The sequence below is a fragment of the Caballeronia sp. LjRoot31 genome, from assembly GCF_964253885.1.
In the GTDB taxonomy this organism is placed as follows: domain Bacteria; phylum Pseudomonadota; class Gammaproteobacteria; order Burkholderiales; family Burkholderiaceae; genus Caballeronia.
The window spans coordinates 319195-344568 of sequence record NZ_CAXURX020000004.1 but is presented as its reverse complement, the minus strand read 5'-3'; the positions used below and the strand labels follow the sequence as shown (position 1 = coordinate 344568).

Genomic DNA, 25374 nt, shown 5'->3' with positions numbered 1-25374 from the left:
AGGATGAGTTGAGGACTTGGTTTGAACCCGTGATATGGGTCAGGTCGGCCGCGAAGGTCTGAGATCAGTGGCTTTGATGATGCCGGCGCAGACCAATGCCCTGCCCCACCAGCGGTTCGCCCGAGAATTCGCCGGGTGGAGGGCGATGTCCCGAAATGTTCCGTCGATGAAGTCGCGCTCTCCGTGTGCAGTGATCCACGATGGCACCCCGTGTGACTCGCTGGGCTCTGCGCCTCTGTAGTCCCTTTGAATGCGCTGAACAAGCTCTCTGAACGTCATCGATTCATCCTGCCAATCGAAGCCTTGTTCAGCAGCATCGCCTTCTTCCGCGCTTTCATCGGTGATGACCGTGTAGGTCTGGTTGAAGCGCATAGTCTCGAGGCGCTCGACTGTTGCGACGGTACCGACGTTCTCCATGAAATGGTGATCGGAGAACAATTCGATGCCGTGTAGCGCGTTGCGGGCCCAAATGCCGTTGCCCGTCTTGCTGTCGTGATGACTAGCGATGCAGGTGAAGCCTGATTTGGCAAGTGCGGTTTCGGAGCTCGCGATGAGAATTTCGCGCATTCCACCCGGCCGGTTGAGACGATCGTGCTTGTAGTACTGATCCATCGCAACCGCGACGCAGGCAGCAACCCCGAGGGCGGAGAACTTGGTCCAATCGGGTTGCCAGTGTCGGCAAGGATGGTAGCTTCCCTCGCTTGTACGCTGCACCATGACAAGATCACCCGGCGAGTGGCACTCCGACCAGGTCTCCTCGTTACAATGAAACCAGAGGAGGCCCGCCGCAGTTGAGCTGATGCCCTGCACAACAACGTTCGAGCGCGAGTTGGTGAAGCACCGGGTATCGCCTTCGCGTACGTTGGCTGCTGCTATGATCAGAATCGGATGTGTCATTTCAATCTCCAGATAGAAGCGCGGATCTCGCGAAACCGCGACGCGCGGGATGGGAAAACGTGGTCGCGGATATGCAACGCAAAAAAAAACCTCACAGCGGGCGCTGTGAGGTTTGTGGGTTGACCCGGAACTAAGCCGGCGTTAAGCAGCCAGAGATTGTGTTTGCGATGTGAGAGTCATGCGCGACGAAACACAACCCTGCCTGAGATGAAGTCCAGTCAGGCTTTTTGGGTGTTGACCGGAGCTATCGGGCAGTCATACGGAAACAGCGATGGAGGGTTCGGGTTCGCGCAACCGCGCCGGTGTTTCGGCGTCGTCGCTAAGTACGAAAACCTCGATCACGGTTTCGGCCATAGCTTCGTGAAAATATTCGGAGCCAAGCCACGTCAGACGACGCATGCAATAGTCGACTCCCTTTTTTGTATCGCACTGGTGAAATCCGATTTGTAACGCTCGGACAATGGATGCTCTTGCTACCGCGTCTTGAGCGATCACCTCCACGTTCTCGGTGTTGAAGGAAGTCAAGTCCGACGGTTCGACCTTGGCGAGAATCGTTTCGTTATCGATGTCAACAACAACCTGTCGCTGACTGTCGTAACGAAACCGCAAAAGCAGCAGATCATCAGCGATCGCGCTTGGACTCCATCCGAACATGTAGGCGTGCACTTGCTGCCGTATCGTGCCGGGGCGGTCGCCGGTATGAGCTTCCACCCAGTTGAGAGACTCTTCGATCAGTTGACCTGGCAGAATGTTGCCAATGCTTTCGTCCCCACAAAGCGAGTAACGCCCCCGGGCCTGATGTTGCGGGCCCATATTGCCGTTTTGAAAGAACAGTTCCGAGTGGAAACTCGGATTGGACTGGTGGACCTCCAGGAAAACCTTTCCAATCGATCCATGAATCGTTCCCGAGGTTCCGCGGCGTTGAAGCATATGTGTGCCGTCGGCGAACTTGACGCCTTGCTTTGATCCCGCGATGATTTTCGTGGTGCGATAGACAGAGTCCGTCATGATTGTGATCTCCAGGGAAATGTTAGAAATTTCAGGCCGCGGATGGCCTCAAACGGGTCGATGCGCCCGGAGATGCAACGTCAAAAAAATAGCCCTTCGGAAGACGCCTGCCACAGTCACCGCTGTGACGCAACGCCGTAGCATTTGACGGCTAGGAAGAACAAACCCTGACCCGGAATGACATCCGGACAGGGGCTGTGGGGGGTTACATCACGCTTGCAATAGTGGGCTGGAAGCCTGTGTCGCAAGAGATGAGTTGGATACGGTGCCGCGGGAGCGGACAGCCGGTCGGGATGTGGCCAAAAAAGAAAACGCCCAACGGTCCTTGCGGAACCGTCGGGCAGTAGGATTTGGAATCAGAGGGTTGTTAGACCCCGGGCCGCCCAATATTGAGCTTCCGCAGATTCCTTGGAGATTTCACAGGCAGCGGTGAGCATCAGCTCGTGGGCAACTTCTGCGATATATGCATCGTCATCGTCGTTGATACCCCATAGTGCCTGCATGTAATCGATCGGTGTGAAAGCATCCATTTCAGGATCATCACCGAGCGGAGTGACGACAACACCGCACCAATGCCACTCGTCCTTTGCCCACCCAGAGAGATACTCGAAGTCCCGCCGGACAGCTTCGGCGCGGATTTCTCCGCGTGTAAGCGCTTTGGTTCGGTCACGGCCTTCGAGCGTCACGACCTCTGTTTTCACCTGCTGAACCCGCATGAGCCCGCCGAATCGATGACCGCGTTTCGGTTTGCCAATGACGCGCCGAACCTTCCGGGGCTTGGCCAGGCGATCAAGCAAGGCTGCTTGTTCTTCATCCGCCAATCCCCAACCGTCTCGCTTCGCGAGAAGGTTCGCCTCGGCCGCGTCGTAGTAGCGTTTGTGAGAGCCGTCATTTGCAAGAACCCACTCGCCAGGCCCCTTATCTCGAGTAGTCCAATCTGAGACAGGTCCGTGGCCGTCGTGCTCCTTCCACGGCTCGCCCATGTGTTCGTCGAACTGCACGTTGACACGAAAACGATAGGTACGTCCTTGAAAGGTGATGGTCTGAACATCACCGTCGGTGACGTAGAGGAGTTTTGATGCGTTGGCAACACTTGCAACGTTTGGCATGGGTAACTCCTGAAGTAAGTCCGGGCCGTCCGGACGGGTGGCTAAGTTCGTGGGATGTGCGGCAAAAAAAAACCCACCTCATCCTGGGGATGGGTGGGTCGTGGGGAAAAGGCACCGATTGGTGCTTTGACCATGCGTGGTGTGTCGTTTGGACGATCAGACGTCGGCAGTCACCAAAGGTGTAGCGGCATCGTAAAAGACAGGATCGTCAGAATCAAGAAGAGGGAGATCCAGTCCAAGACGTTCTCATTCATGATGTTCTCCGGTTGATTCGCATCGCTGCGAGGGAAGTCGGTTTCGAGGAGACCCGAGATCCGGGCGTCGTTGACAAAGCAAGCGGAATGTCTGGACAAAAAAATCCACTGCATCCGAACATGAGTGGGCTATGGCTTGGAACCAGCAGGAGTCGTCGCTGACTAGTCCTCGACCGGGTACTTCTCAACGATCGCACTGACGGCGTGAAGATGTTCTTCGGCGATCGCATCATAGGCCCCCGCTGGCACGGCAGTGGCCAAAGAATCGATGGCCTCAATGATGCCGTCATTCGCGCGATCACTGAATCCCTTGCCATCCGTCAAAGCATCCTCCAGTCGCTTCAATGCGTCGCAGAGGGTTAGTTTGGCCTGCACTATAGCTCGCAAAAGTTCGAGCTGTTGCCGCGAAACCAGCGTCGCAATAGCGCGGATCGCAAGGGTAGCTTGCTCTTCGGTGTCTTCTGGCGGCACGGCATTTTCCTCTATCAGGCCGAGAGCGATCAGACGGTTGATGACATCATCGGTAAAGTCAGTACAGGAGTAAGTCATGGTTCGAAGTTCTCTGAAAATGCTGTTGATTCAACAAGGCCGGCGCGCCGGAATTTGACGAAGCGTCAAGTTATGCGAGTACAAAAAAAAGCCCGCGCATTTTTTGGATGCGCGGGGCTCGGGTGGTTGGGTCTGGTGATCAGATCGGTTCCGTCTCTTCTGCAGATGTCGACGCCACCGATAGCGTCACGTGAGAACTGACGAGTATCTTCTTCCAGTCCTCGGCATACGATTCAACGTAGTACTTCGCGGCCGCGCCATGCTCGGCAAAATCACGTTGATCTATGATTCGGCCACTCGTGGTTCTCACTGCGAGAGTGGTCGTAGTCTGCTCAACATGCACAGGTTCACTGATGTCTGCCTCGTTGGACCACCAAGCCTTGCGAGGAAGTTTGGCTGCCAGGTCGACAATCTCTGGAATCTGTTCGTACGAGAAAATCGAGTCCAAAGCGCGCTCTATTGCATGACAGATTTCCCAGCAGGTACTGCGATTGTCGAAGATTTTAGCGGTCGTCAGATTAAGCATGTCACCGTTCTTAAGAACGAACGAGACCTCTATAATCGGCGATTCGTTACCAGTGCGGACGTAGCAGGCATAGTGGTGGATATGTTCGGGGCTCGTACCTGTGGCTGGCAAAGGAGAGTCCTTTTTTAGGTCCTTCGGACCGCCGTATTCGTTGCAAGACCACCATTCAATACCGGCCTCGGGAAACAGCGTGCGAACGTAAGACTCGACCCACTTTTGCAATGGTCCGGCTTTCTGACCGCCAAAGCTGCCACTGCGAACTGCACGAAAAAATTGGTTCATGACGAAATTCCTAATGAGAAAGGGGAAGTTGCCAGCATGTTGCTGACCATTGACCAAGCTCGCGGAAATGACGGACCAAAATGAATTCGCCGCATGAAAAAAGCCCGCTGCATCGAAGATGAGCGGGCTGTGGATTACCAGCGATAGCACGGGTCAGTTTCTTGTGACGTTGCGTACGTTGTAGCATCCAAGAGCGTTTAGATGTTCAATTGCGCTCTCCTTGCTCCAAGCCTGCACGATGACTGCTTATGTTCCTCCCGTGCGAGGTGTGACAGTTGCGATCCATTCGTACACTCTATTTCTCCTTTTCGACCGTTGATAACAGGGCCGCTATTGGGGTAAGTTCGCGCCCCGGTCAAGTTGCGCTTAGGTCGTCAGTGCCGTACACGGCAGTGAGCGCCGCGTTGGCTGCCGCTCGCGCTGCTGCAGCTTTGATTTTGCGATCGAGGACACCTAACTCCTCTAGTTTCTCGGCGGTTGCGCGCCAAACTTTCGAGAAAACCGCACCTCGCCGTTCAAACTCTGCAATGTTGAACACTTCCACCGGCGATGGAGCTAGCCGAGCCGCGACGTCGCGCGCCTCTTCTTCGGTGTAACGCGCGGCATTACGCGAACTAGACTCCCAATGATGGCCAGTGAAGTAAATTGTTGCCTCGTATTGCTCAACCATGTCGAACATGGCGGGCTGCGCGGTCAAGTGTTCGCGCAGAGCAAATTCCCTGATCTGTTGCATTTTCGCTTCCTTGGATAAGGTTGATAGGTGCGGTCCCAAACGGCGGACCGGGGCGTTTGACCCAGCGCGTCGTATTGAGACGCAGAAGGTGTCGGCGACCGTCGGCGTGGCAACGCGAGATGGCCGGATAAAAAGAATTCAAGGTGAACATGCAATAAAAAACCCAGCGCATCGAAATGCGCTGGGTTCAATGCGCCGGCCGCGACTAATCGGGCATTGACGACGGTCGTTCGCAATCAGAGAGTCTCCTGTGAAACCGCAGAGAATCCGGAACCGCTTGATCTGCTATAGCCATCATCGTGAGTTACGAAAACCTTTCCTGCGGTGGGGCTCGGGCAAACTTTTAAGCGGTCGGTTGCTTTTGTCATTGCTCGCCGAACCTCGGTTTGCACGCTTTCTCCGCCGTTAATGTGAAGGTTCGGAAGTTGAACGTTGTACAGCTCGCCTCGGTTGAACTGTGCGACAGTTGGCTTGCTCTGTCTCCCGTCGGCGAAGTTTGCGGCGAACCGTCGGAAGACGCGATCGATCGCGCGCTGAACTGCGACATCGCTGTTCTCGCGCCCACGGCGCACGCTGTCGGCTCCGAAGCGGATTTGTTTCCCATCCATCATGTGATAGATGGAGCCCTTGTAATCGATGGAGCCATCAAAGTACGAAGCCTCGAATCGCCCGACCACGCTTTCGACCTGCTGCACGTTGGGTCCGTCGAGCCAGCGCACAGCGATTGAAGCACCCATGCTGTAGGTATCGCTCTTTACGCTGAATTTGACGTCTGGGAAGGCTTCTTTGAGTGACTGACGGACCAGTTTTGCGGTTTCGGCGCACGACAGATAGTGGGCTGGCATGGTGTGTTTCCTTCTAGGTTGGGTTTGATTCAGGAGAGCGCGGGTTGATGACGTACCGGCCCGCGCGTCGCATTGGCTTTGCGGAGGCAATGTGTGGGCAAAAAAAAAGCCCCCGTTTCACTTGCGTGAGTACGGGGACGTGGCTTGGCGAGGGGATCGCTAGAGAAGATGGCCGTTAAGAGCCCCTTGAGGAGGTTTGTCCTGATGTTCGATCCTCACGGTGCCGTACGAATACCAGCAGCCGCGAGGGTCAAGTTCGCAGGCGAGCTTCCGAACGGCGTCAATCTTGCGGATCGCGCCTGCGTGGTCGTCAGGAAACGGCCCGAGTAGTGGCCACCATTTCCGACGGTCGGCTGCCACTGCGCTAACGTAATAAAGCCCTAGCTTGCTGTCTGGCACCTGTTCTGCCGGCTCCAGCGGTGCTTCTGGGACTATCTTTTCGTTGGTCATGCCCTCTCCTACCGTGCTGTCGAGCGAACGAACCGAGGCGTGTCCAGAACGACGTTGCCCCGGTAGTGATCAAGACAACGCACGAAAGCCTCGTCGCGGCCCTCGTCCTCGTGGACTCGGTGAAAGCCCAGATCCTGTACAAACTCAGGAGGCATGCTATCGATTACTTGTCGATGGTAGTAACGGATCTCGCTGTCCTCTCCAGCAACAAGCTGCTCGTGCGCTGTGCCCTCTTCGTCGTCTTCAAGCGGCGTGGTGTACATAGGCCAAAGCTCGTAGCTCAGCGTGAGCTCGCAACAGTTGACGGCACGCTCCGTGTCGAAAAGGTACGTGCGGTAGATCCGGCCGCCGGCGATTGCGGCGACGTCATTACACCAGTGTCGCGTCTCGTCAAATACAACAGCTTTCAAGTGGATTTGTCGCACTTGTATCTCCAGTAGAACGCCCTCGCGGGCGGAAGTCAGGGTGACTGGAGATGCGATCCCAAAAGAAAGTCGTACGGTTGAAGGTGTGGTGTAAGCGGTGCGCCAGTCCGAGATGCGACGGCATTTTCATCGCGGTGGCATAAAAAAACCCCTCGATCCGTCGGTGCGGATTGAGGGGCAGTGTATTGGCCACAGAATGGGCGAATTAGACAGGTTCAACGTGCACAGTTACCCATTGACCGTCGATCTTGTGGTCCGTGAGCAAACAGCCATTCAGACGATAGACGCGCGTTTTCATAGAGTGATCTCCTCGAGTAAGCCCGGACGAACGGGCGGACGACTAAGCACGGGGCTACGCCGCGGCTAAAAATATTCAACAGAGGTGCATATGGGCCCCGCGATGACGAAAATAGAAACCCGTATAGCAGCGGTGCTGGTCGACGGGCTGTTGAATTGGAACGAGGCGGATCCGCCTGCCCACTCTTATCGCAGGTCAGGGCAAGGTTGGCTTGGATGGAGACCATACTCGACGGCCGTAACGGAGACGTTCAGCAATCGTCGCATCCGTCCAGTTCAGTCGTGCTCTCCAATCGATCACGTTGCGCTGCCGGATTTGAAGGCGATCGTAACTATGCATGGACAGGCGGGAAAAAAATTGCTGCGCGGATTGTCCAGTACACCCCGTGCTTAGCGAAAATCGACTCGCTGCTTCCCACGGGTCTGCCTTATCGCCTACGGCTCCGGTTTCGCCATAGTAGGTTCCGTCCATCCACTTGATACAGTGCTTAAGATCTGCCCTGACTGACCGCTTTAGGGCTCGGCGGTACTTGATCTGTTCCGCGATCGACACGGCGCGAATACTGTTGACGACAAATAGAGGACCGTGGTCGTCGAACATTTCCTGTATGTATTCAGCGAGCTGAGAGGCGCCTTCACGGAAGATCGTATAGGGCTTTCCACGTAGCGTGCACATGAGTTGATATATAGAACATGTCGCGATGCTGGGCTTCTGCATGATGGTATCTCCAAGGAGTGCGCGGAGGCGCGGTTGTCTGGGTGTTACGGTATTTGTGGTCAAAAAATAGTTGCGTCTGGAGCCGAATGCGAGGCCAGACGAACGGCTTCTTCTTAAGCAATAAAAATCCCGTCGATCAGCGGTGCTGGTCGACGGGATTGAGGTTGGACAAGAGTCAGTTTGCCGTGTCGCTGGTTCGCGAGACCCATGCTGTGTCTGAGGTCGCGGTGGGCTGGAGCGATCCGAGCTGCCCAAGAGCAGCACGGGCAATTCCGCGCAGCTTCTCACGATGCATGTCTATCGCGGTGCCATCACGGTCCTTCATGTTAGCGATTCGGTCGAACGCTTCCTTTGCATCGGCGGCGAAGTCGGCGAGGCGCGCCATGTTGGCGAGCTGCTCGCGGGCGTATTTTCGGTCGCCGTGTTCATAGAGCGCGAGAAACAGGTTGAGGGTGCCTGTCCACGTCATTTTCAGAGAGATGGATTGCATGGTGTTGGTCCTTATCGAGGATTGCCCTTGGAGAAGGGATTCAGTGCACGCTTTACGTGCCGAGAACAAAGCGAAGGAAATGCTTGACCAAAAAGAAAGCTTTGGTGGGGGACTGGGACGTCCCGCAGCGGGTGGGCAGCGTCGACCGCCGGAGCTGGGGTAGACGGAAAGAAAATGCCCGCAATCTCCGATGGAAATTGCGGGCGTTGGGTTGGACTATAGTCAGGTTGCGAGCTGCTCGATGACAGTGAGCCTGCCGATATCGGAAACCTGAAGGATATAGCTCGTGCTCAACGCACTTGCGGTGTCCACATAGATATCGGAGAGAAGATCGTTCAGCAAATCTGTAGGTTTCGAGTGACGTGCTTGCATGATCAACCGCCGAAACTTGTCCAGACTCTCGTCATACCAGCTGTCGTCAAATCCATCGTCCGAGTAGAAATCCTCGAACTGCTCGACGCCTACCCCGGGTCGTACGACGTCCTTGGGGCTGTACAAGCAGATATGGAGATCGTCCTCTCCGTTTCCGACAGCAATTTCGTCGTCGGCTATCGTTACTTCGCCCCAGACACCGTTGATCCTTATGGCGTCACAAATCTGCAAGTCAAAGTCCCATTGAAAGCTGCCGGACCCCGCTACAACACCGGGGTTGACGATTTCGTACTGCACATCGAAATCTTCCAGCAACGGGGCGCTAAATAACCAATGGCCGGCAGGAAGGCGCTTTTCGACGACTGAAGCGCCGATAGCCCTTACGTATGCTAGTTTCAATGCGCTCGCTAAGTCGCACTCGAGATCGACGTAGCAGCTACCGAGCACTACCTTGTGGTCTCCTCGCTCGAAGTCATCTCGCAGAAGAGGTTTAGCATCGCGAGTTGGTACGTACTTGTACGGGACATACGTGTCCGAACAACACGCGAGGCTTTCGAGTTCAGAAAGAAGTCTCGTGGGAACTGCTGGATGATCACGTAAGAGATCAGGTGAGAACTCGCACGCTACGTCCCAGTAGGTTTCCACGAACGCCACAACATCCATTTCACGCTGTTTTTTAGCCAACGAAGCATGGATAACGTGGCCGACCTGCTTTTCGATCTCCGCCATTTTTTCAAGCTCGTCGATAAGGCAGTCCCTGTCCGGAAGTTTGGCGTTGAACAGTGTGCTGTCCAGATGAATGACGACAAGCGGCGCGATACAGTGTGGCAAGCCCGCAACGAGAAGGCCTTGCAGGAAAACGCGAACATTCGAACGGGCAAGTGTTACCTTGGAAAGGTCTTTGATCCACACGGCACCGATGGGCATCTGTTCGAACGTTGCGCAGTCGAGAGCTTCAGGGCGATCCAACGAAGTGCCGTTGAAGATGATGGGGATTGGGTAGCCACGTGCGATGGCCTTGAGGGCACTCTCCACCCGGGTTTCATCGAAAGACAGATTAGCCAACGTGAGGCGTGTCCCGGCTGCAAAATCCCCGGGCACGACTTGAACATCGGACAACTGCAGCAGAGTGCTCGTCGGCGCCTCGAGTCGTTGACCGCATGATTCAACGGTGAGCCGCTCGCAAGCAAATAGCGCGCTGGTAAATCCCATACCGAAGGGATTTTCGAGCGTTTGTGTCTGCTGGTTCCACCCGCTTTCAGCCACGGTAAAGAGGTTCTGAAAGTTCTCAATACCGTGACCGTCGTCGGTTACAGTAAGAGTCTTCCCTACCAGGACGATGTCCACCTTCGTGGCACCTGCGCGGCGGCTGTTCTGGATCAGTTCGCCGAGGAAGGTCGAGAAGTTGGAGAACGCGAACTTGAGGTTTTTGACAAGGTTTGCTTCATTGACTGCAACACGTACGGCTGAGGTCATCTTGAATCTCCGATGGGAAGCGCTGCCCTAGCGCAAAGGTCTGAGCGCATGCAATGGTTTGCCAAAAAATAGGCGTGCAGATCGCGGAGATGAAAAACCCCTCGTCTGCGGTGATGCAGCGAGGGGCGGTGCTTTGGCGCGGAGACGTCGGGGAGTTCGTTAGGCGTGCGAGATGCATGCTCCGGTTTTTCGCATGCTCAAGCGGTGTGCTCAGACGTCGAACTTGCGTAAAGGTGCCAGTCACTGCGGTCCGTCAAAAGGTCGGAGTCGACGACCTTATGTGGCAGGCGGTGCTCCTTCAGATGAAGAATCGCGCCGATGCAAGGCTTCGTTGTATCGTCGTGGCATGCCCACGTCTTGCCGAACTCCGTACGCATGGTGACAATTTCATGTGGAGTGGGCAGGCATCCGTAGTTCTGTACACGTTCTGATGCTTCGGTGAAAGCGAAGGGACACATGCAGTTGGTCGAAGAATGGTCACAAGTCATTTTTTACTCCCACAAAGAATTTGAGAAATTGATGAAAGACTTAGCGCTCGATATGTGCGTTTGAAAACAATGTGAACGGGAAAGTGCCCGGTAAGAAAATGAGTAGCACGGTCGGTATACGGCAACTTCGGAAACCCCCATCCAGCGCCTTCGCTCGGATGGGTTGGAAGGCGGCGCTGACGCACCGCCTAGGAAGCCGCTTTGCGGCGGGGTGGCGGTCGAATCCGCCCTTGCCGCTGCGCCGTTCCGGCTTGCCCCGGGGAGGCCGGCCGCGAGGTTTCGCGTCCGGCCTCCCCGGGGTTTCTCGGCAAGTTCGGCTTCTCGCTCCTTTGGAGTGCGCTGTGCGCTTCGGAAGGCGCTTCGCGCCTCGAGGTACGCGCTTCGCGCGGGGTTAACGGCCAGGTCCATCCTTAGGAGCATCCTCAACACTGCGCCAGATGGTGGCTGGTAGACCGCTGGCGTGAAGCCATGCCTGCGACGCTTAAGCCCACCGGGATGGCCACCCCGGGCGGCATCTGTGGCAAGCCGCGCCCCGCCCTCTTTACCACTGACCGCCGAGTCCGTTGAGGTGAAGCATCACATAACGAACGTTGGCGAGACTCGCCTCGAGGTAGGTGCCTTCGTGGATGGCTTGGATCAGGTAATGGAAGTAGAGTCTTTGCGTCGTGCGTGTCCACGTATCGAGTTCCGGCTGCAAGCTACAAGGAGGAACAGCGGCGATGTCGTCGGCGAGTTCGGCAAAGAGATCCGCGTGTTGGAGGGTTTCCCTTGTCATGGTTTCACCTCGCGCTCAGGACGGCCTGCGCCGGCACTCCTTATGAGGATAGGCGTGGACAGGACTCGCCTCTCGTAGGTTGCCCCTAGACAAGGATGGTCCCGTATGGAGGGCACCCGGCGCGACAACTCCATTCGGTCGACGTGCCTCAGGGTGCCCCTTCGCCCTCTGTACCTGCCTGATGGCTCCGAGCGTCTCGAACTCTTCCGGATCAACTGGGCGCCACCGGTTTTCGTCGATGACTCGGTCACGATCCCATCGAAGAACTCGCCGCAGGTCAACCTCGACGCCCACCATGTGGTTCGCGAATGGCACGCGATCGCCAGGACGTCATCTATGTCGATCGCAGCGTGGCGCATGTTTCTTCCAGCATTGCTCGTAATCCAGACAAGAACGGCCGTGCGACTGTCACACATCTCGCCCGTGTCTTCACCGGGTCCTGCGATCATGGTGCTATTGAGGTCACTCATGGCTGTCGTCCCGTCAAAAGTCCTTGCGTTCGTCGAGCGGCTGGCCGGGCCGCATTAGGTTTAGCCTCCGCCTCCCAACTGCCGACATGCGAATTGTGTTCTTGGGCGACCACGGTCGCCGGTCAGCGAGCTGAACGCCGTGACACAGGTGAGCCTTTTCGGGATGCGCCTTCGGCGGATTAGCCTTTAACGAGGATGGACCTGCGAACAGGCTCGATCGTGACCGATGAGATGAGTCAGGTAAGCGAGCGTTCGACGTGGTATCCGGATCATTCACGACTCGCTGCATCCGAGCGTGAGTTGCTCCTGAACGGATGGCAACCCTCCATGGAGTCTGGCTTTTGCGCCATTTGCGAAACCACGGACCTTGTCGACATGCGGATCCACGTGGCGTGCCACCGAGCGGGACCGCAGCGCCACACTTCGCGTGTCAGCGTAGTGCGCGCGCAGGTACCCTTCGAGTCTGAGCGCGTCGGGCTCGCTCACGTTGCTTGCCTGCACCAGGCGACGTGCGGCTGTCACCCATCCTTCGCAGAACTGGTCTGCGCGCGCGGTCCTACTACCAGGTTGGCACCGGCGCAGTGTTTCCGCGACATATCGAGCTCGTGCGGCTCGCAGTTGGCGGGCCAGTACTGTGAAGGCATACGAAGCGATCTGCTCGGCTGGCGCGACACCGATGAAGGCATAGCCACCGACAATTCCCGTGCGTGTAGCATTCAGACGACGCGTGAATACGATTTCACACCCAAACGCACCTGCGACGACGCTTGCCAGCTGGACCTCGAAGCGGGGAGGACGCGCAGATGCGGAACTCTTCACCCATGCTTCATCGACGCCCACGCCGGCTAGTTCGAAATCACCAACGCCAAATTCCGCCACCAACTTTTGCGCCTGCCGTAATGCGGCCGCGGCTTCGTGTGGTTCGGCCGAACCTGCCAGATTCAGACACTTGCGGATCTTTGCAACTGCTGTCTTTCTGTCCATCGCTTCGCCCTGGATCGCGCCCAGTCGCGCGAGGTTGTGATGTGAGCCGTAACCGTTGCGGTACGCAGACCGCGATAGGGACCCGGCTCAGTTCGCTTTCGCCAGCCGATCTGCAAGATCAACGTCGGACAGGTCGCCTTTTGCCATGCTGCCATCCGGGAAAAACGTCTCCGGCGTGACCTGCACAGGATGGACCTGTAACCACGCGTCGATGCGCGCGAGCTTCTCATCGCCCGCCGCGCACACCACCGGTGTCAGAGGATTACCCTTTGTCTTCGCGTCGAGCGCCGCAAGAGGGTCTGAGGAACACAGGATGGTCCTGGCATCCTCGCGCGAGCGAGGGCCCAGCAAACCGGTCACAAGGATCTCCTCCGAGAGGTCTTTCCTCAAGGCGAGCCGATTCTCGAGGTCGCGGCAGTAAGGACAATTCGGATCGACCACAATCAGGATGTGCCTCTTTGCATGGGCGTCCCCGGCCTTCAGTGTGAGGTCATGAGGAAGATCCTTGGTGAAGTCGACGCGTTGCAGTTTGTCGATGCGCTCCTGCGTCAGACGCTCGTGCGTGCCGGCATCAATGATTTCCCCGGCGAAGATATATTTTCCGTCGGCGCTCACATAGAGCAGATCGTGGCTCGCCGTCACTACCTCGTATAGCCCGTTCAGCGGAGCGGCCTGGACCGATTGGGCGGCGATGCCATTCGCGGCAAGCGCTGCGCGGACCGGCGCGGAAGGATCTTCCTTGGCCTGCACCACCGGGATCGAAAGGGAAAGGGACGCCACACCCCACAGGAGAAGGCACATCCTGCGCATTTGATTCATGAATGGAGGGTCCCGCAGATGAGGTGAGAGTACTGGCAGTAGCGGGCCGCCTCGGGCGAGATCCCAAGTGACTTGGGCAGGGGCGGGAGACCCTTGGCTACGATGTGGCTGATCTGTTGTTGCTGCGGAAGGAGGTAGCAGCGCGCCTCCGATTTCTGGTCCTCGCGTAACTCCTCGAGGCGTCCATGCTGCTTGAGGAGTCGCAACGCGCACCAGACCTGTTTGCTGTTATATCCCGACGCGACAACGTCAGGATGGCTACAAACCTGCTCTAGCGTCACCCAACGGGAGTCTGACGGCAGCTCCGCGCACATTCTTTCGACGATCTGGTACAAAAATTCGGAAATCACTGGTCTGCGGGCCACGGCGAACACCCTCATTTTTTAAGTACATGTCGGGCAATTATGTCGTCGTTTTTTTGTTTGTCAATCTTGATGTAGTTTTATGCATCTTATGGTGATTTTTATCGTTTCCCAGTAATGGTGACCTGTACGAGTTCTTTACCTTGTTTCGGTTGGGGTAGCATCGCCGCATGAGCAAACCAACCGATACCCTGAATGAGCCGGATGGCATCGATCGGCAAGCGCGAATCGATCGCGCCCTATCCGTGGACGCGGAAAGACCTGGCAAACCCGAAAAATGGCGAGACCGCTTCCAGCGCACTGTCGACGAACTCGCGGAGGCTCTCGTCGTGATCGACGAACAGATTGCCGACACGAACCTTATGCTTCACCGAACGCAAGGGCCACGCGCTGGCAAGATCAGTGTCAGATTTCTGTGCCTTCGGCGCTTCGACCGTGGCGAGAACGTTCGCGACCGTGTGCCTACGGTCGTCCTTTGGCACGGCCGGAAGGGCCAGCCGGCAACGCGCTACCGGATCATTCCACGCAGCGAGCGCTACGTTAGTCTGCGTCGCAAGGGCATCAACGACCAAGCAACAAAGCAGTTGCTGAGATTGCTTCAGGAACTGATGGCACAGCGTGCCAAGGTTGAAGCGTGTTACGTGCCACTAGCCGCGGCCGCGGCGCAGCTTCGAGGTTCGACGATCCGTATGATCCGCCGTATGGAAGCGGCACTCGATGGCATCGATGCCAACCTCATCAACCGCGACTATTCGAAGGTCGATGAGGATTAAGTAGCGCACTTCCGCGATTGTTCTTTGGGGCGCTGCGCGCCCCACCAAAGTTTAGAAGATGCGCATTTTTTAAGAATCCTGACCCAGGACACGGCCCGGTGTCGTCGATCGAGGCGTACCGCGCCCCGCTACCAGGAGCCTCCTCGGTAGGAGCCTCCTGCCTTGTCTGTGGGACCGTGGCAACATCCGCATTTTTTAAGTATCCCGTGCCGAATCCAGCCACCGCCAACCACACCTCAACCCATCCGTCGGCATAAGCGTTGACCTTTTCAGGTTCACCCTGGAAAAGGTGCGATCCCACGACCGCTGCTTGAGCATCGGCTGCGAAACGATCTCCGCGTGCCCTTCAATCGCTTGCGGCCCTTGCACGAGAGATCCCCCTCCCCAGCGATTTCTACCCTGCACCTACCGCTTTGGGGCGACGAGGCACGCCAGCGGGCAACAGGCCATCCCCGCCTCTGCCGGCAAGGAGTCGTGTAGCCCCCTCACTGGCAGGAAACCGGCAATCCTCGCCTCACCTGGAAGCAGTAACGTGTGGCAAGAACGTAACCGGAAAAAGGTCCAGCCTCAGCCTCTCCTGGTGGTAAACAGGCACCCTCCTGGTTCACCCGCGTGGCGCGCAGCGCAAGCAGAAAAAGGCAACGGCCGTCCAGTTATTATGTTTAAGGCGCTTTTTCCTTCCGGGCCGACTGTTATCTTTCCTCCGCTCTCGAACATGCCTCTCCCGCGCGTTTCCCGGCCCATCAAGGGCGCGGCTACGCGCTCCGACCACCCCCCGTCCCGGCCGTCGCTTGGACCTCACGCAGGGCCGCCTGCTTACCTCTGCATCGCTCCAGTTTTCTCGCCGTCTTCGGCCGCTATACGCGGCGTTATCACAAAAACGCTACCGGAATACTGCTATGCAGCACACGCAAACGTGTCGTGCGTGCAACCGGAATTCCGGTACATACCGAAAAATCTTGGTTTGGTATTTAAAACCTGTGCTAGATTATTAACACCGGACAGCGGTGAATCAACAATCTCTCTATAGGAATAAAAACCATGAAGATCTCAGTCGGCATGGACATCGGCCACTCCGCACCCAAACTCGTCTGGGCAACCTCGACTAACCCCGCCCAGCACTATCAGGACTTGTTTCTGACGGTTGTCTGTCCGGCTATCCCACTATCCGACGAGGGGACACGACGGCGCGCGGCCCGTGAGACGGTCAACCTCAATGGACGTGATTACTTCTACGGCGAGACTGCGGTCAAGCAGGGCCGAGCACAGTCGTACTCGGGACAGGACAAGGACTGGATCTTTACCGACACCCACGATGTCCTCGTGATCGGTGCGTTCCGACGCGTCGCCGAGGCAGTCGAGACCACTATCGGCTACGTGCCAAACCATTACGAGCTGATCGTTGGACTGCCTCAGGCGTGGTACGACACGCAGCGACGGGAACTGAAGTCACGCGTAACCCAACTCGTCGAGCCAATGCTGCGATCGGGGCAGACCGTCAACGTTCGTGCGCAGTCGCAGCCGAACGGTCCGCTGCAGGAGATGATTTTCCTGTCCGACGGCCGTGTGAATCCCGCGCATGATTTCGACAACGAACGATGGGGGGTCATCGAGGTCGGTCAGGGTACGAGCGACTTTATCCTCACGGACGGCCCCGATTTCATCGAAGCGGCATCAGGTTCCTGCGTAGGGTTTGCGGCCGTGTACGAGCGCATGACGGCAATCCTCCAAAGCAAAAATCTTCCATCCGACCTGGGATCAGTGGATCGCGCGATCCGCAACGGGACCTTGACCGCTTACGGCAAACAGATCGATCTCGCCTCCGAACTGCGTGAATCAAGCGAGCAGCTGCTGTACGTTGTTCGTGACGAAGCGCAGCGCCGTTTTGGCGAAGCGACGTCGTCTCTCAACGGCGTAATCGTCGCGGGTGGTGGTGCCCAGCTTCTCTTCCCGGGTCTTCGCGAGGTCTTTCCTCATGCTGTCATGTCGCCCGCGCCTCGCTTTTCTGTTTCCGAAGGCTTCTGCAGGTACGGCCTCTCGAGGTTCAACCCCTGATGAAGGGAGCACCTTTCATGGCTAGACCCACATCCAAGTGGAAAACCACGCTGCAGATCGGTCTGCGCACCCATTTCAATACCCACCCCGACGTGCACACGTTCCTCTACACGCTGAACGAAGGAGACGTTGGTGCGGCGTTGCGAGACATCATTCGGGCGCATATCCAGCAGACGCAGCATCGCGCTGGCGATCCCGGCTTCCAGAAAGAAGTGGCCATGCGCGGCATGAGCCAACTGCTAGACGACACGATCGCCGCGGCCCTTCCCACTGAGACTCCCCCTCCCGCTCCATTGCGGGAGCGGGGCGCGACGCCTGCGGCGGTCACTGGTACTTTGACACCAACGGCGTCGCTTGCCACCGCCAAGGCTGGAGGCACAGGGCAGCCTTCGGCCGCCGCCGGCGCGCCGGCGAGCGCCCCAACGGCTGCACCTGAGGAGCCTCCTCCGCCTCTGACACAGGAGCCACCTCCCGCCCCGGCAACGCGAAAGCCCGGCCTCGTCAGCCGTTTTGACGACGACTAGCAGCCGACAGGGTCGGTTGTACGGACGGCTCGCGGCTTTCACTGCCCTCACGAAATCTCCGCCAGAATAATTTGATACGGTTCTTTGCTAATACATTCTCCGCTGGGGAATTGCGCAAGGAGAGTCCGTATGTGCAGGAAATCAACACTGATCACCACGTTGGCTGGCTTGTTTGCAATGCTGGTTTCCGGTGCTGCGTTCGCACAGAGCGCCAGTTCAAGCTTCCCGGTCTTCTGGGTCGCAGGTGACCCGCAGCAGATCGCCAATGCATTTCAGGGAGTAGCTGCATTCTTTGGCAATGGCAACAGCAGCTCGTCCGTGATGACCGGCGGGCTGCTTGCCGGGGGACTTGCCGGGCTTATCGTGGCTCTTTTTAGCACCGCCACACGGCAACAGTTCATGGTGGGACCGTGGTTTATCAGCACGATCGTCGGCATGGCAATGTTCACCAGCCACACAACGATTACCGTCAAGCCGTTTTTCAGCGACAACGGTACGACCGTGACACCGCAAATGATCGTGGTCAACAATGTGCCGATCGGTCTCGCCTACCCTGCCGGTATCGCGAGTGAGATGACCAAAGCTGTCTCGGACATCTACTTGCAGTGGTTCACCACGCCTGGGGATGGCGGAGTTGCCGTACAGGGCACCGCCGGCCTGCTTTCGCCATTGAAGATGCTGTTAAAGCTGCAGGAAGTCTACGACTGCTCGCAAAACAATACGACCATCTGCAATAACCTGGTTGCATACATGAAGTATTGCCCGGTCCAAGGTCTCTCGAGCCAGGCCATGCAATCGAGCACAGGGATCAGCGATGTGCTGAACAACAGCCCGGGCGGCACAGCCAGTGGGACTATGCAAGGCACTACGATCTACTACACCGTCGGCACCGATTCGTCCGGAAACCCGGCCATCAATCAGGCGCCAGTGCCGTGCAGCCAGGCTGGGCCGCAGATCTACCAGGCGATGGCCACTTACATTGACAGCGACTCGTTTACGAGTGACGTTCTCGCCAGGTCGTCGACATCGGAGCCGGATGGTCCGTCAACCGCGGCCGCAGCCGACACAATGCTCAACACCTTGAGCCAGAACATCGCCGTTACCGCGCTCAGCGCGCAAAGCGCCATGACGGCGAATGGTGCACAACGCGACGCGACAATGATGAATCTCGTCTTCAGCCCGATTTTCCGCTCGGCTCAGCAAGCCTCCCTCGATCAGAGCCAGGCAGCCTTCACGTTCACGACGCTGATGACCAATGCTCGCAACAAGGCCATGATCGACACCGCCGGCGAGGCCTCGCTTTTCGACTCATTCATGACGAACGCCATGAATGGCTTCTCATTCATTTTTGTTGCCCTGACGCCGATCGTGATTATGGTGGCATTCACGATGGGGATTGGTGGGTTCAAGATCTATGGATCGTGGTTCATGATGGGTGTCTGGAGCCAGGGATGGCTTCCGGTTGCCGCCGTCATTTCATACTACGTCCAGACTTCCTTCTGGTCCCGCCTTCTTGCGTTTGCTTCAAGCCCCATCATCTCGCCGGCCAGTATCGACACCTTCTATACCCAGGTGAGCAGCACCATCTATACGGGATCGTCGCTGATGTCCGCCACCCCGATCATTACGTTGACGCTGCTCACAGGATCGGTCTACGCGTTTACCAATCTCGCTGGCCGTGCAACAGGAACAGGCCGCGACTACATGGACACGTCGCATAACGACGGTAATGCCAGTGACTTGACCAACGCTGACGCCGCACGTTCGCACATCCAGGCCCAAGGATTACCATTCGCGAATGCCAACGCCATGGGCGTAAGCTCCGCAATTTCGGCGATGAGTCGTGGCGGATCTGCGCTTCGTGCGGCGGGCTTCAACACCGCCGGCGATAAGACAGCGGCGGCAACGATCGAGTTTGGGCAGGGGCTGAGCAATACGTTCCGCGCTAGCCAGAGTGCACAGCTGTCGTCCGAGGAGGCCCATCAGCGAGTCCAATCGCTCACCAATCAGCTCGCCAGCTTGACCGCACAACGCCACTCGCTCGGTGTCGATGTCTCCAGTGGCGGGGAACACGCTCACGGAACAGGTACGGCCGACGACAACGCGACGGCAATTAGAAAGACCAATTCGGCAACACAAGGCGAACATATCGACAAAGGCAATCAGGTCACGGGAAGTGCCAGCGCAGGCCTTAAGGTCGGCGGTACCGGCGCCGGCGTTACCGTGAGCGAATCAAGTGGCCAAGGGACCACAACCGGCCAGAGCGCCGCTACGACGACCGATCAAAATAATAGTAACAAGGTGTCCGCCGACGACAAGTATTCGACTCGGGACGGAGTCCAGATTACAGACAGGAACTCTCTCGATAGCCAGATCGCGCAGACACGCACGTCCCTCGCACAGGCCCAACAATCGGAAAAGGACGCGCTGCAGCGCAATCAGCAATTCGCTCATGATGCCCAAAGCGCAATGCAATCCGGTGCTAAGACTTCGGTCAATGTGGCCGATATCGCCACCATGGCCTATCAGACCAGCGACCCTGCTCGCGTCGGAGAGGCCGTTCGTCAGGCCGTATACAGCGACGCGCTGCAAACTGCTCAAGGGATGGCCAGCTCCGGGCAGATTGCAGGCACAGCCGAAAGTATCATGAGCAAAGCACAGTCGATCACGGATTCGGCCCTGGCGGGTGCCAATTTCGCGAGCGCTAGCTCAGTGACTTCTACCCTCTCACGCGGCGTGCTTAGCGGAGATTCTGGTGTGCACACCGCTGCACAAGCTGGGGTGGCAGCCCTCGCGAGTCAGGCAGGCCGAAGCGACCTTGGCCAAAGTATTCTCGAAAAATCTTCGCTTGATCGGTTTGTCAGCCAGACGGAAGCGTCGTCGACAAACTCCGCACTTGCAGCCGTTGCCGACGGTTCGACAAGCCTAGCGGGATCGTCACTCAATCCCGCGAGCGGACCGCTCGGGGCACCGGGGTCGCTCCCAGGCGGGGGGTGGGGCTCGGGTGGAGCTCGAGGCGGCGGCTTCGCTGGCGGAACGGGCGGCGGCGGCTTTGGTTCGTCCGCAGCGCCTACGCTGAGCCAGGAAGCTGCCGCCGCGATGAGCCAGATGGGCCTGCCCGCAGGCGAACGGGACCGGGTAATGGCAGAGGCTGGCCGGATCGAAGGTGGCGCCGCCAAGGATCAGGCAAGCCTCGCACAGCGACAGGAAGGCACCGACCATTACGATCCATCCACAAAAGTCACGTTGCTGGATTCAGGTCCGCCCGAACCGCCTGGCGCAGGCCTCCCGCCTCAACCGCAGTCACCGGCCTCACACGCGACGCAGCAAGCAATCAACCTTTATGACCGTCCACTCCATCCTTCTAAGAATTGATAGTATTCGCGCCGCATAAAGCAAAAAGCCACCGAATGAAGGTGGCTTTTTTCATTGAATCAGGTGCTAGGACAGGGCCATGCCTCGCCCCCGCTTACAACATCCAGTGACCGTCATCGCTGGCGTTAACGCTCACATCCGAGCTGCCGTGCGGCGGAACCCACCGATAGTGGTGGGCCGGCGGAACGCTTTCGGAAAGCGCGGCGAGCTCATCGTTGGAAAGCGGTTCGACCGTGCTCGATGCGCTCGTCTCACCCTTACGCGCCATGGTCCGGTACACCAAGTATCCGATGCCCAAGATAAGAAGTCCTGCACCCATTTTTTCACCCCGCTTTAACTGTTCGTTTCTTTATCACGATTCCATTCTAATCGCAAAACGGTCAGCCGCAAGGGCGGTACGGGCAAGTTCAGCGGAGTTCAGAAAAACGGCGCTGCACCTTATCAGGTATGGCCTAGCGATAAGGACCGGCCTCGAGTTTGCGTAAAAAAAGCCCGCATACCGAAGGTATGCGGACTGGTTGGTTGGGTTGAGGCGCTGTTGCGCCTGATGATCTTGTCGGTGAAAGGCGCGGGCCTGTCACTGACGTCGCTAAATGACTGCTTCGGGGCGGCGATACACGATACCTTCACGCGTCACAATTCCGAGTATCCGGTCGAACTCTTCTTCGGCACCTCGTGCGTTCGTAATCGCTGAACACTCGAGCTGTCCGGCCGGCGACCGTACTTCGATAGACGCCCTGCTCCAGATCCGGATTACGGTTGCGCTGATCCCGCATAACCTTTTCAGGTCGGTCGATGGATCCGCCACAGCCAACACCGCGTCGGCCTGATAGTTCCCGTCGATCGAAGACGGATCGATCCCGCTAAGGATACGGGCAACGTCGAACGTGAACCGCGTGATAAACGAACTCTCGGCCGACGACACAGCGATCAAGTCATCAGCATGGCGCGCCAAAACGTCATCTACAAGCTTGTGAACAGCTTGTGGGTGACGCGTGGTGTCAGAGATGACGGGAACGCTAGCGGGCGCGTACGCGATCGTCTGAGCGCGGTTATACAGACTCACCGGAAGTGTCACCCCCGTACTTCGACTCTGAGCAACCTCCTGCCCCGTCTGTCCGCACGAGTCGCGCCCCTGCGTGTTCCCGCCGGCCAATGGGAGAAAGCGGATGGCCGTCCCCGGCGCTTGCCCTGCCACAACCGGCTCGCCCCGGCGTAGAAACGTCTGAAACGTGCCCCACGCGTTCGAAAGCGAGCCCAATGCTTCCTGCTGCATCCATAACAGCGGAATGTTGGTGCCCTCGTACGGCTTTCCATCCGTGACACGCAGCGGCAAACCACCGAGACCTTGCCATGGCCGCTCGCGCTGAATCCGCCCGAGCATCCACTCGCGTGCCCGATCGACCATTGCCTCTATGTTGTTGACTGCATTCATGGGATACCTCCTGTGCTGGAACGTTGAGAACATTGCACAGGGATATGCGGCACGAAAAAATATCGTGACAGTTGCCGTGGGTAGCCGCTCCAGGTGCTACGGACCCGCATTGCCGACGGTTGTTGTACGCTGGAGCACCCCGTTCACGACGCCTTCTATTGCCGCCCTGTCAGCCCGGCCGACGCGAAACAGGAAGGTCGATCGCAACGTTGAAAGCAAACTCTCCCGCTGGCCTTTTTCGACGGTGGAGAAACTCTGCAACAGGACCCCCCAGGCGACCACGATCCGCGTGGACAATACAGCTGACAACTGGCCGGACGCGTAGGACTTTCGAAGCGCCTCGGCCAGCTCCACCATAATTTTCACCACTGCAGGATGCAGCCTCGGTGCTTCCGAGATCAGAATGGTCCTTTCCTCCGCCTTCGAAAGATAAGTGACCTCGATGCCGCCGCTGAATCTATCAAGCAGAGCGACATTCATGCGTTGGGTGCCTCTGTAGCTGCTGGAGTCTTCACCGTCGAGTGCGTTCCCCGTGGCCGCAATCCGAAAATCCGGGTGCGCCGTCACGCGCTCCCCCGTTTCCGGAATGAGAAAAGAACCACCGTCGAGAATGGTATTCATACCTCCGACCTGCCCCGGATCGAGAAAGTTTATTTCGTCGAGCAAGAGTATCGAGCCTTCTTTCATTGCCCGGATTGCTGGCCCATCAACCCACCCGGTACTCCCATCCGGATTGATGCACACCCGACCAATGATCTCCTGCAACTCGAGCGACTTCGAGCACGCGACCCTAATGACTCCCCAGCCAAGACGAGCAGCAAACTGCTCAATAAAACTGGTTTTGCCAGATCCCGTCGGACCTGTAAGCATCAGGTTGTCAAATAGTCCGCTGATCCATGCCTGCCCTACCTTTATATGGTCCTTGCGAAACAGGTAGTTCGGGTTCTTTGCCGGCGTGTCCGGTCCCGCTGCACGTATCGGGAACCGCGCGTGTTCGCGTACCTCGGCGCCGACCGTGAGGCCGAACAGTTCGTCTGCAAACCCATGCGACGATGCTCCTGATCCGGGCAGACGTGGCATCCGATCGAGCTCGTCACTCTGCAGTTTCGCTTCGCCAATTTCCGACATGGCATTCACCATCCAAGCTGGATCGGCGTATCCGGAACGACATCCTGACCGGTCACACCCTCCCGTAGATCCGCAAGCGGCACGTCAAGCGCGTCGAGCTGCTCAAGGACAGCAGGCGCGTCGCTCGCGCGCTTTACCACGAGCGATTGCAGATCCGAAGGACCCGAGGCATTGCTTTTGTTTGTTCGATATACGGTGACCCCACCCGCCGTGATCGGGTCGACACCGGCCGGGTAAAGCACAGCGAGGCGCGCCCGGGCCACCTCTAGCTGCTGACTCGCACGCTCAACCTGCCGATGGGCAAGCAACCACTGATGTGCCGCTTGCTCAAAGCGGCTACCGGCTGGTGGGACATTGTCCACAACCGCTTCGCGAAACCGGCGGGCACTCTCCAGTAGATCAAACTGCTTGTCCTCATCTGGAATCATTTCGACCATGACGCCAGGTTGGATGCCGGACGCTTCGAAGCGACACGCGAATAAGAGTCCTTTGCGCACCTGCGACCCAGCGCACAGCAGCTGCCATTGCATCCGGGTGAGGAGTCGCATCGGTACCTGGCCATTGCGAACCGAGTCATGCTCGCCGGAGCTCAGCGTAACCAGCATGCATATCTCGTTCATCCGCTCGGACAGTCCGTCCAGCGTAGCTCCAATCCATGTGTGCTCGGACGACTCGATGCAGGCCGGCTTGATGGACAGTCCGTGGGTCGAGGTGAAGAACTCACGCAGCCACATCCGACGCTCCGCGCTCGAGCGGGCCGCTGTGTTGTCCTGCGGCTCGCGTGGCGCCACGCGCCCGGTTTGCTCCTGCCAAAGGCGGTGAACGCTCGCTCCACGCGAGTGGCCGGCAATGATCGCCGCGGCCGTCTCTGTGATTCGGGGTCCGTCTGGAAGGTCCCGTCCGGACCGCCAGTCGTGCCACTCCGGCGTATAGGGTTCGATCTGTAGGAGCTTCATGCTCTTCCCGGGTATGCGATCAGCCTGACACTCGCGCGCAATGGCGTCTGTCCGCGTTTCAAGATTCTTCTCTATATCGACGAAGAATGCGGTGACCGAAAACGTCAACCACCACAGCACCCTCTCGCTTGATCTGAAGTCGCTCGACATTTGCGTCCAGACCGTCGCCATATTCACACTTCAGTACCGTTGGAATGGCCATGTACTGCTCCGCATTCGGACCCATGCGTAACCTGACATGATGGCGTGGATAGAAGCCGATCTCGGCGTGTGCACTCTCAGCCTCCTGCTCGGCTCCGCGCGTGTCAACCAGTACGTGGAAAGCCTTAGCTTGACGTATGAGATCTGCCAGCTCCGGTGGCACCAGTGCCGCATAGGCGCGAGGGAGCGCGGCGAGATGCGTGCAGATGTGCGCGTTAAACATCGCCTCGATGTCCTCGTCGTCCGGAGCGTCATCCTCCTCGATCGCTTGCTCGGCAAGGTCCCCCCGAAGCAAGGCTGTCAGACGCGCCCGCAAACGGCCGAGCAGTTGAGCGACAAAATTGGTTTGCGTCATCCAGTCTGCGCGGGCGCCCCAGCCTCATTGCCGGGGAGGGATAGCGCACCGTGCAGCGCACGGCCGATGCCTCGCGATTCCTCGCCGTTGCTATCCTTAGGTTGAATCGAGTCGCTACATGCGGCCGTCACGGTGAACAACCCTGCGACGCCGACGGCTGCCGATCATGAGCCGCGCCATAGAGGGTAAGGCAAGGTAGGTCGATTAAATAATCGGTCGGCGCTGGTTCTTCCCGCTTCCGCA

The 25374-nt window shown here is 57.8% G+C and carries 24 protein-coding genes; 6 read left to right on the top strand and 18 right to left on the bottom strand.

Annotated features, from left to right (window positions below; translation table 11 throughout):
* Nucleotides 1-39: 39 nt before the first annotated feature.
* The 8 genes from ACSQ8V_RS39540 to ACSQ8V_RS39505 all read right to left on the bottom strand — a co-directional run bounded on the left by ACSQ8V_RS39540 (nucleotide 40) and on the right by ACSQ8V_RS39505 (nucleotide 6653).
* Entirely contained in the window at nucleotides 40-897 is an 858-nt protein-coding gene (locus tag ACSQ8V_RS39540; protein WP_436209538.1) for a hypothetical protein, read from the bottom strand.
* A 255-nt stretch (nucleotides 898-1152) separates the two neighbouring features.
* Nucleotides 1153-1905: a hypothetical protein gene (locus ACSQ8V_RS39535; RefSeq protein ID WP_436209537.1), complete on the bottom strand. Its 753-nt coding sequence runs from the start codon at nucleotides 1903-1905 to the stop codon at nucleotides 1153-1155.
* Nucleotides 1906-2261: 356 nt separating this feature from the next.
* Complete coding sequence (locus ACSQ8V_RS39530) at nucleotides 2262-3014, bottom strand: hypothetical protein (protein ID WP_436209536.1); 753 nt, start codon at nucleotides 3012-3014, stop codon at nucleotides 2262-2264.
* 416 nt (nucleotides 3015-3430) lie between these two features.
* Nucleotides 3431-3817: a hypothetical protein gene (locus ACSQ8V_RS39525; RefSeq protein ID WP_436209535.1), complete on the bottom strand. Its 387-nt coding sequence runs from the start codon at nucleotides 3815-3817 to the stop codon at nucleotides 3431-3433.
* 139 nt (nucleotides 3818-3956) lie between these two features.
* On the bottom strand, nucleotides 3957-4775 hold the full coding sequence (locus ACSQ8V_RS39520) for a hypothetical protein (RefSeq protein WP_436209534.1): 819 nt from the start codon (nucleotides 4773-4775) through the stop codon (nucleotides 3957-3959).
* Between the two features lie 205 nt (nucleotides 4776-4980).
* On the bottom strand, nucleotides 4981-5358 hold the full coding sequence (locus tag ACSQ8V_RS39515; RefSeq protein ID WP_436209533.1) for a hypothetical protein: 378 nt from the start codon (nucleotides 5356-5358) through the stop codon (nucleotides 4981-4983).
* 236 nt (nucleotides 5359-5594) lie between these two features.
* The gene (locus ACSQ8V_RS39510; RefSeq protein ID WP_436209532.1) at nucleotides 5595-6203 is read right to left on the bottom strand and encodes an LPD29 domain-containing protein; all 609 of its coding nucleotides are present in this window, start codon (nucleotides 6201-6203) and stop codon (nucleotides 5595-5597) included.
* A 159-nt stretch (nucleotides 6204-6362) separates the two neighbouring features.
* Nucleotides 6363-6653 carry a hypothetical protein gene (locus ACSQ8V_RS39505; protein ID WP_436209531.1) on the bottom strand — a complete coding sequence of 97 codons (291 nt, stop codon included), beginning with the start codon at nucleotides 6651-6653 and terminating at the stop codon, nucleotides 6363-6365.
* Nucleotides 6654-6718: 65 nt separating this feature from the next.
* On the opposite strand from ACSQ8V_RS39505, the gene ACSQ8V_RS39500 reads away from it, so the two are divergent.
* Entirely contained in the window at nucleotides 6719-7093 is a 375-nt protein-coding gene (locus ACSQ8V_RS39500) for a hypothetical protein (protein ID WP_436209530.1), read from the top strand.
* Between the two features lie 478 nt (nucleotides 7094-7571).
* Here ACSQ8V_RS39500 and ACSQ8V_RS39495 read toward each other — a convergent pair whose 3' ends face one another.
* From ACSQ8V_RS39495 to ACSQ8V_RS39480, 4 genes are all read right to left on the bottom strand, one after another.
* Nucleotides 7572-8093: a hypothetical protein gene (locus tag ACSQ8V_RS39495; protein ID WP_436209529.1), complete on the bottom strand. Its 522-nt coding sequence runs from the start codon at nucleotides 8091-8093 to the stop codon at nucleotides 7572-7574.
* A gap of 175 nt (nucleotides 8094-8268) precedes the next feature.
* On the bottom strand, nucleotides 8269-8583 hold the full coding sequence (locus ACSQ8V_RS39490; protein WP_436209528.1) for a hypothetical protein: 315 nt from the start codon (nucleotides 8581-8583) through the stop codon (nucleotides 8269-8271).
* 222 nt (nucleotides 8584-8805) lie between these two features.
* Nucleotides 8806-10431 carry an ATP-binding protein gene (locus ACSQ8V_RS39485; RefSeq protein WP_436209527.1) on the bottom strand — a complete coding sequence of 542 codons (1626 nt, stop codon included), beginning with the start codon at nucleotides 10429-10431 and terminating at the stop codon, nucleotides 8806-8808.
* A gap of 1029 nt (nucleotides 10432-11460) precedes the next feature.
* Nucleotides 11461-11694, bottom strand: a complete 234-nt coding sequence (locus tag ACSQ8V_RS39480; protein ID WP_436209526.1) for a hypothetical protein — start codon at nucleotides 11692-11694, stop codon at nucleotides 11461-11463.
* A 153-nt stretch (nucleotides 11695-11847) separates the two neighbouring features.
* On the opposite strand from ACSQ8V_RS39480, the gene ACSQ8V_RS39475 reads away from it, so the two are divergent.
* Entirely contained in the window at nucleotides 11848-12222 is a 375-nt protein-coding gene (locus ACSQ8V_RS39475) for a hypothetical protein (protein ID WP_436209525.1), read from the top strand.
* 215 nt (nucleotides 12223-12437) lie between these two features.
* On the opposite strand, the gene ACSQ8V_RS39470 is transcribed toward ACSQ8V_RS39475, so the two are convergent.
* Nucleotides 12438-13148 carry a DUF2786 domain-containing protein gene (locus ACSQ8V_RS39470; protein ID WP_436209524.1) on the bottom strand — a complete coding sequence of 237 codons (711 nt, stop codon included), beginning with the start codon at nucleotides 13146-13148 and terminating at the stop codon, nucleotides 12438-12440.
* An 87-nt stretch (nucleotides 13149-13235) separates the two neighbouring features.
* Nucleotides 13236-13967 carry a DsbC family protein gene (locus tag ACSQ8V_RS39465; RefSeq protein ID WP_436209523.1) on the bottom strand — a complete coding sequence of 244 codons (732 nt, stop codon included), beginning with the start codon at nucleotides 13965-13967 and terminating at the stop codon, nucleotides 13236-13238.
* Between the two features lie 691 nt (nucleotides 13968-14658).
* On the opposite strand from ACSQ8V_RS39465, the gene ACSQ8V_RS39460 reads away from it, so the two are divergent.
* From ACSQ8V_RS39460 to ACSQ8V_RS39445, 4 genes are all read left to right on the top strand, one after another.
* Nucleotides 14659-15102 carry a hypothetical protein gene (locus ACSQ8V_RS39460; protein ID WP_436209522.1) on the top strand — a complete coding sequence of 148 codons (444 nt, stop codon included), beginning with the start codon at nucleotides 14659-14661 and terminating at the stop codon, nucleotides 15100-15102.
* 1041 nt (nucleotides 15103-16143) lie between these two features.
* A complete protein-coding gene (locus ACSQ8V_RS39455) occupies nucleotides 16144-17157 on the top strand; it encodes a ParM/StbA family protein (protein ID WP_436209521.1) in 1014 nt (337 codons plus the stop codon).
* Between the two features lie 17 nt (nucleotides 17158-17174).
* On the top strand, nucleotides 17175-17681 hold the full coding sequence (locus tag ACSQ8V_RS39450; RefSeq protein WP_436209520.1) for a hypothetical protein: 507 nt from the start codon (nucleotides 17175-17177) through the stop codon (nucleotides 17679-17681).
* A gap of 129 nt (nucleotides 17682-17810) precedes the next feature.
* Nucleotides 17811-21056 (top strand): conjugal transfer protein TraG N-terminal domain-containing protein, encoded by a 3246-nt coding sequence (locus tag ACSQ8V_RS39445; RefSeq protein WP_436209519.1) that lies wholly within the window; start codon nucleotides 17811-17813, stop codon nucleotides 21054-21056.
* A 589-nt stretch (nucleotides 21057-21645) separates the two neighbouring features.
* On the opposite strand, the gene ACSQ8V_RS39440 is transcribed toward ACSQ8V_RS39445, so the two are convergent.
* The 4 genes from ACSQ8V_RS39440 to ACSQ8V_RS39425 all read right to left on the bottom strand — a co-directional run bounded on the left by ACSQ8V_RS39440 (nucleotide 21646) and on the right by ACSQ8V_RS39425 (nucleotide 25131).
* A complete protein-coding gene (locus tag ACSQ8V_RS39440; RefSeq protein WP_436209518.1) occupies nucleotides 21646-22491 on the bottom strand; it encodes an ArdC family protein in 846 nt (281 codons plus the stop codon).
* 96 nt (nucleotides 22492-22587) lie between these two features.
* The gene (locus ACSQ8V_RS39435) at nucleotides 22588-23619 is read right to left on the bottom strand and encodes an ATP-binding protein (protein ID WP_436209517.1); all 1032 of its coding nucleotides are present in this window, start codon (nucleotides 23617-23619) and stop codon (nucleotides 22588-22590) included.
* A 5-nt stretch (nucleotides 23620-23624) separates the two neighbouring features.
* On the bottom strand, nucleotides 23625-24725 hold the full coding sequence (locus ACSQ8V_RS39430) for a YqaJ viral recombinase family protein (protein ID WP_436209516.1): 1101 nt from the start codon (nucleotides 24723-24725) through the stop codon (nucleotides 23625-23627).
* On the bottom strand, nucleotides 24634-25131 hold the full coding sequence (locus ACSQ8V_RS39425) for a hypothetical protein (RefSeq protein WP_436209515.1): 498 nt from the start codon (nucleotides 25129-25131) through the stop codon (nucleotides 24634-24636). The genes ACSQ8V_RS39430 and ACSQ8V_RS39425 overlap by 92 nt, the downstream gene beginning before the upstream one ends.
* Between the last annotated feature and the right edge of the window lie 243 nt (nucleotides 25132-25374).

Excerpts from the sequence above, each read along its gene's own strand:
- ACSQ8V_RS39540 (WP_436209538.1), bottom strand. The coding sequence starts at position 897 with ATGACACATCCGATTCTGATCATAGCAGCAGCCAACGTACGCGAAGGC.
- ACSQ8V_RS39535 (WP_436209537.1), bottom strand. The coding sequence starts at position 1,905 with ATGACGGACTCTGTCTATCGCACCACGAAAATCATCGCGGGATCAAAG.
- ACSQ8V_RS39530 (WP_436209536.1), bottom strand. The coding sequence starts at position 3,014 with ATGCCAAACGTTGCAAGTGTTGCCAACGCATCAAAACTCCTCTACGTC.
- ACSQ8V_RS39525 (WP_436209535.1), bottom strand. The coding sequence starts at position 3,817 with ATGACTTACTCCTGTACTGACTTTACCGATGATGTCATCAACCGTCTG.
- ACSQ8V_RS39515 (WP_436209533.1), bottom strand. The coding sequence starts at position 5,358 with ATGCAACAGATCAGGGAATTTGCTCTGCGCGAACACTTGACCGCGCAG.
- ACSQ8V_RS39510 (WP_436209532.1), bottom strand. The coding sequence starts at position 6,203 with ATGCCAGCCCACTATCTGTCGTGCGCCGAAACCGCAAAACTGGTCCGT.
- ACSQ8V_RS39505 (WP_436209531.1), bottom strand. The coding sequence starts at position 6,653 with ATGACCAACGAAAAGATAGTCCCAGAAGCACCGCTGGAGCCGGCAGAA.
- ACSQ8V_RS39495 (WP_436209529.1), bottom strand. The coding sequence starts at position 8,093 with ATGCAGAAGCCCAGCATCGCGACATGTTCTATATATCAACTCATGTGC.
- ACSQ8V_RS39490 (WP_436209528.1), bottom strand. The coding sequence starts at position 8,583 with ATGCAATCCATCTCTCTGAAAATGACGTGGACAGGCACCCTCAACCTG.
- ACSQ8V_RS39485 (WP_436209527.1), bottom strand. The coding sequence starts at position 10,431 with ATGACCTCAGCCGTACGTGTTGCAGTCAATGAAGCAAACCTTGTCAAA.
- ACSQ8V_RS39480 (WP_436209526.1), bottom strand. The coding sequence starts at position 11,694 with ATGACAAGGGAAACCCTCCAACACGCGGATCTCTTTGCCGAACTCGCC.
- ACSQ8V_RS39470 (WP_436209524.1), bottom strand. The coding sequence starts at position 13,148 with ATGGACAGAAAGACAGCAGTTGCAAAGATCCGCAAGTGTCTGAATCTG.
- ACSQ8V_RS39465 (WP_436209523.1), bottom strand. The coding sequence starts at position 13,967 with ATGAATCAAATGCGCAGGATGTGCCTTCTCCTGTGGGGTGTGGCGTCC.
- ACSQ8V_RS39455 (WP_436209521.1), top strand. The coding sequence starts at position 16,144 with ATGAAGATCTCAGTCGGCATGGACATCGGCCACTCCGCACCCAAACTC.
- ACSQ8V_RS39450 (WP_436209520.1), top strand. The coding sequence starts at position 17,175 with ATGGCTAGACCCACATCCAAGTGGAAAACCACGCTGCAGATCGGTCTG.
- ACSQ8V_RS39445 (WP_436209519.1), top strand. The coding sequence starts at position 17,811 with ATGTGCAGGAAATCAACACTGATCACCACGTTGGCTGGCTTGTTTGCA.
- ACSQ8V_RS39440 (WP_436209518.1), bottom strand. The coding sequence starts at position 22,491 with ATGAATGCAGTCAACAACATAGAGGCAATGGTCGATCGGGCACGCGAG.
- ACSQ8V_RS39435 (WP_436209517.1), bottom strand. The coding sequence starts at position 23,619 with ATGTCGGAAATTGGCGAAGCGAAACTGCAGAGTGACGAGCTCGATCGG.
- ACSQ8V_RS39430 (WP_436209516.1), bottom strand. The coding sequence starts at position 24,725 with ATGTCGAGCGACTTCAGATCAAGCGAGAGGGTGCTGTGGTGGTTGACG.
- ACSQ8V_RS39425 (WP_436209515.1), bottom strand. The coding sequence starts at position 25,131 with ATGACGCAAACCAATTTTGTCGCTCAACTGCTCGGCCGTTTGCGGGCG.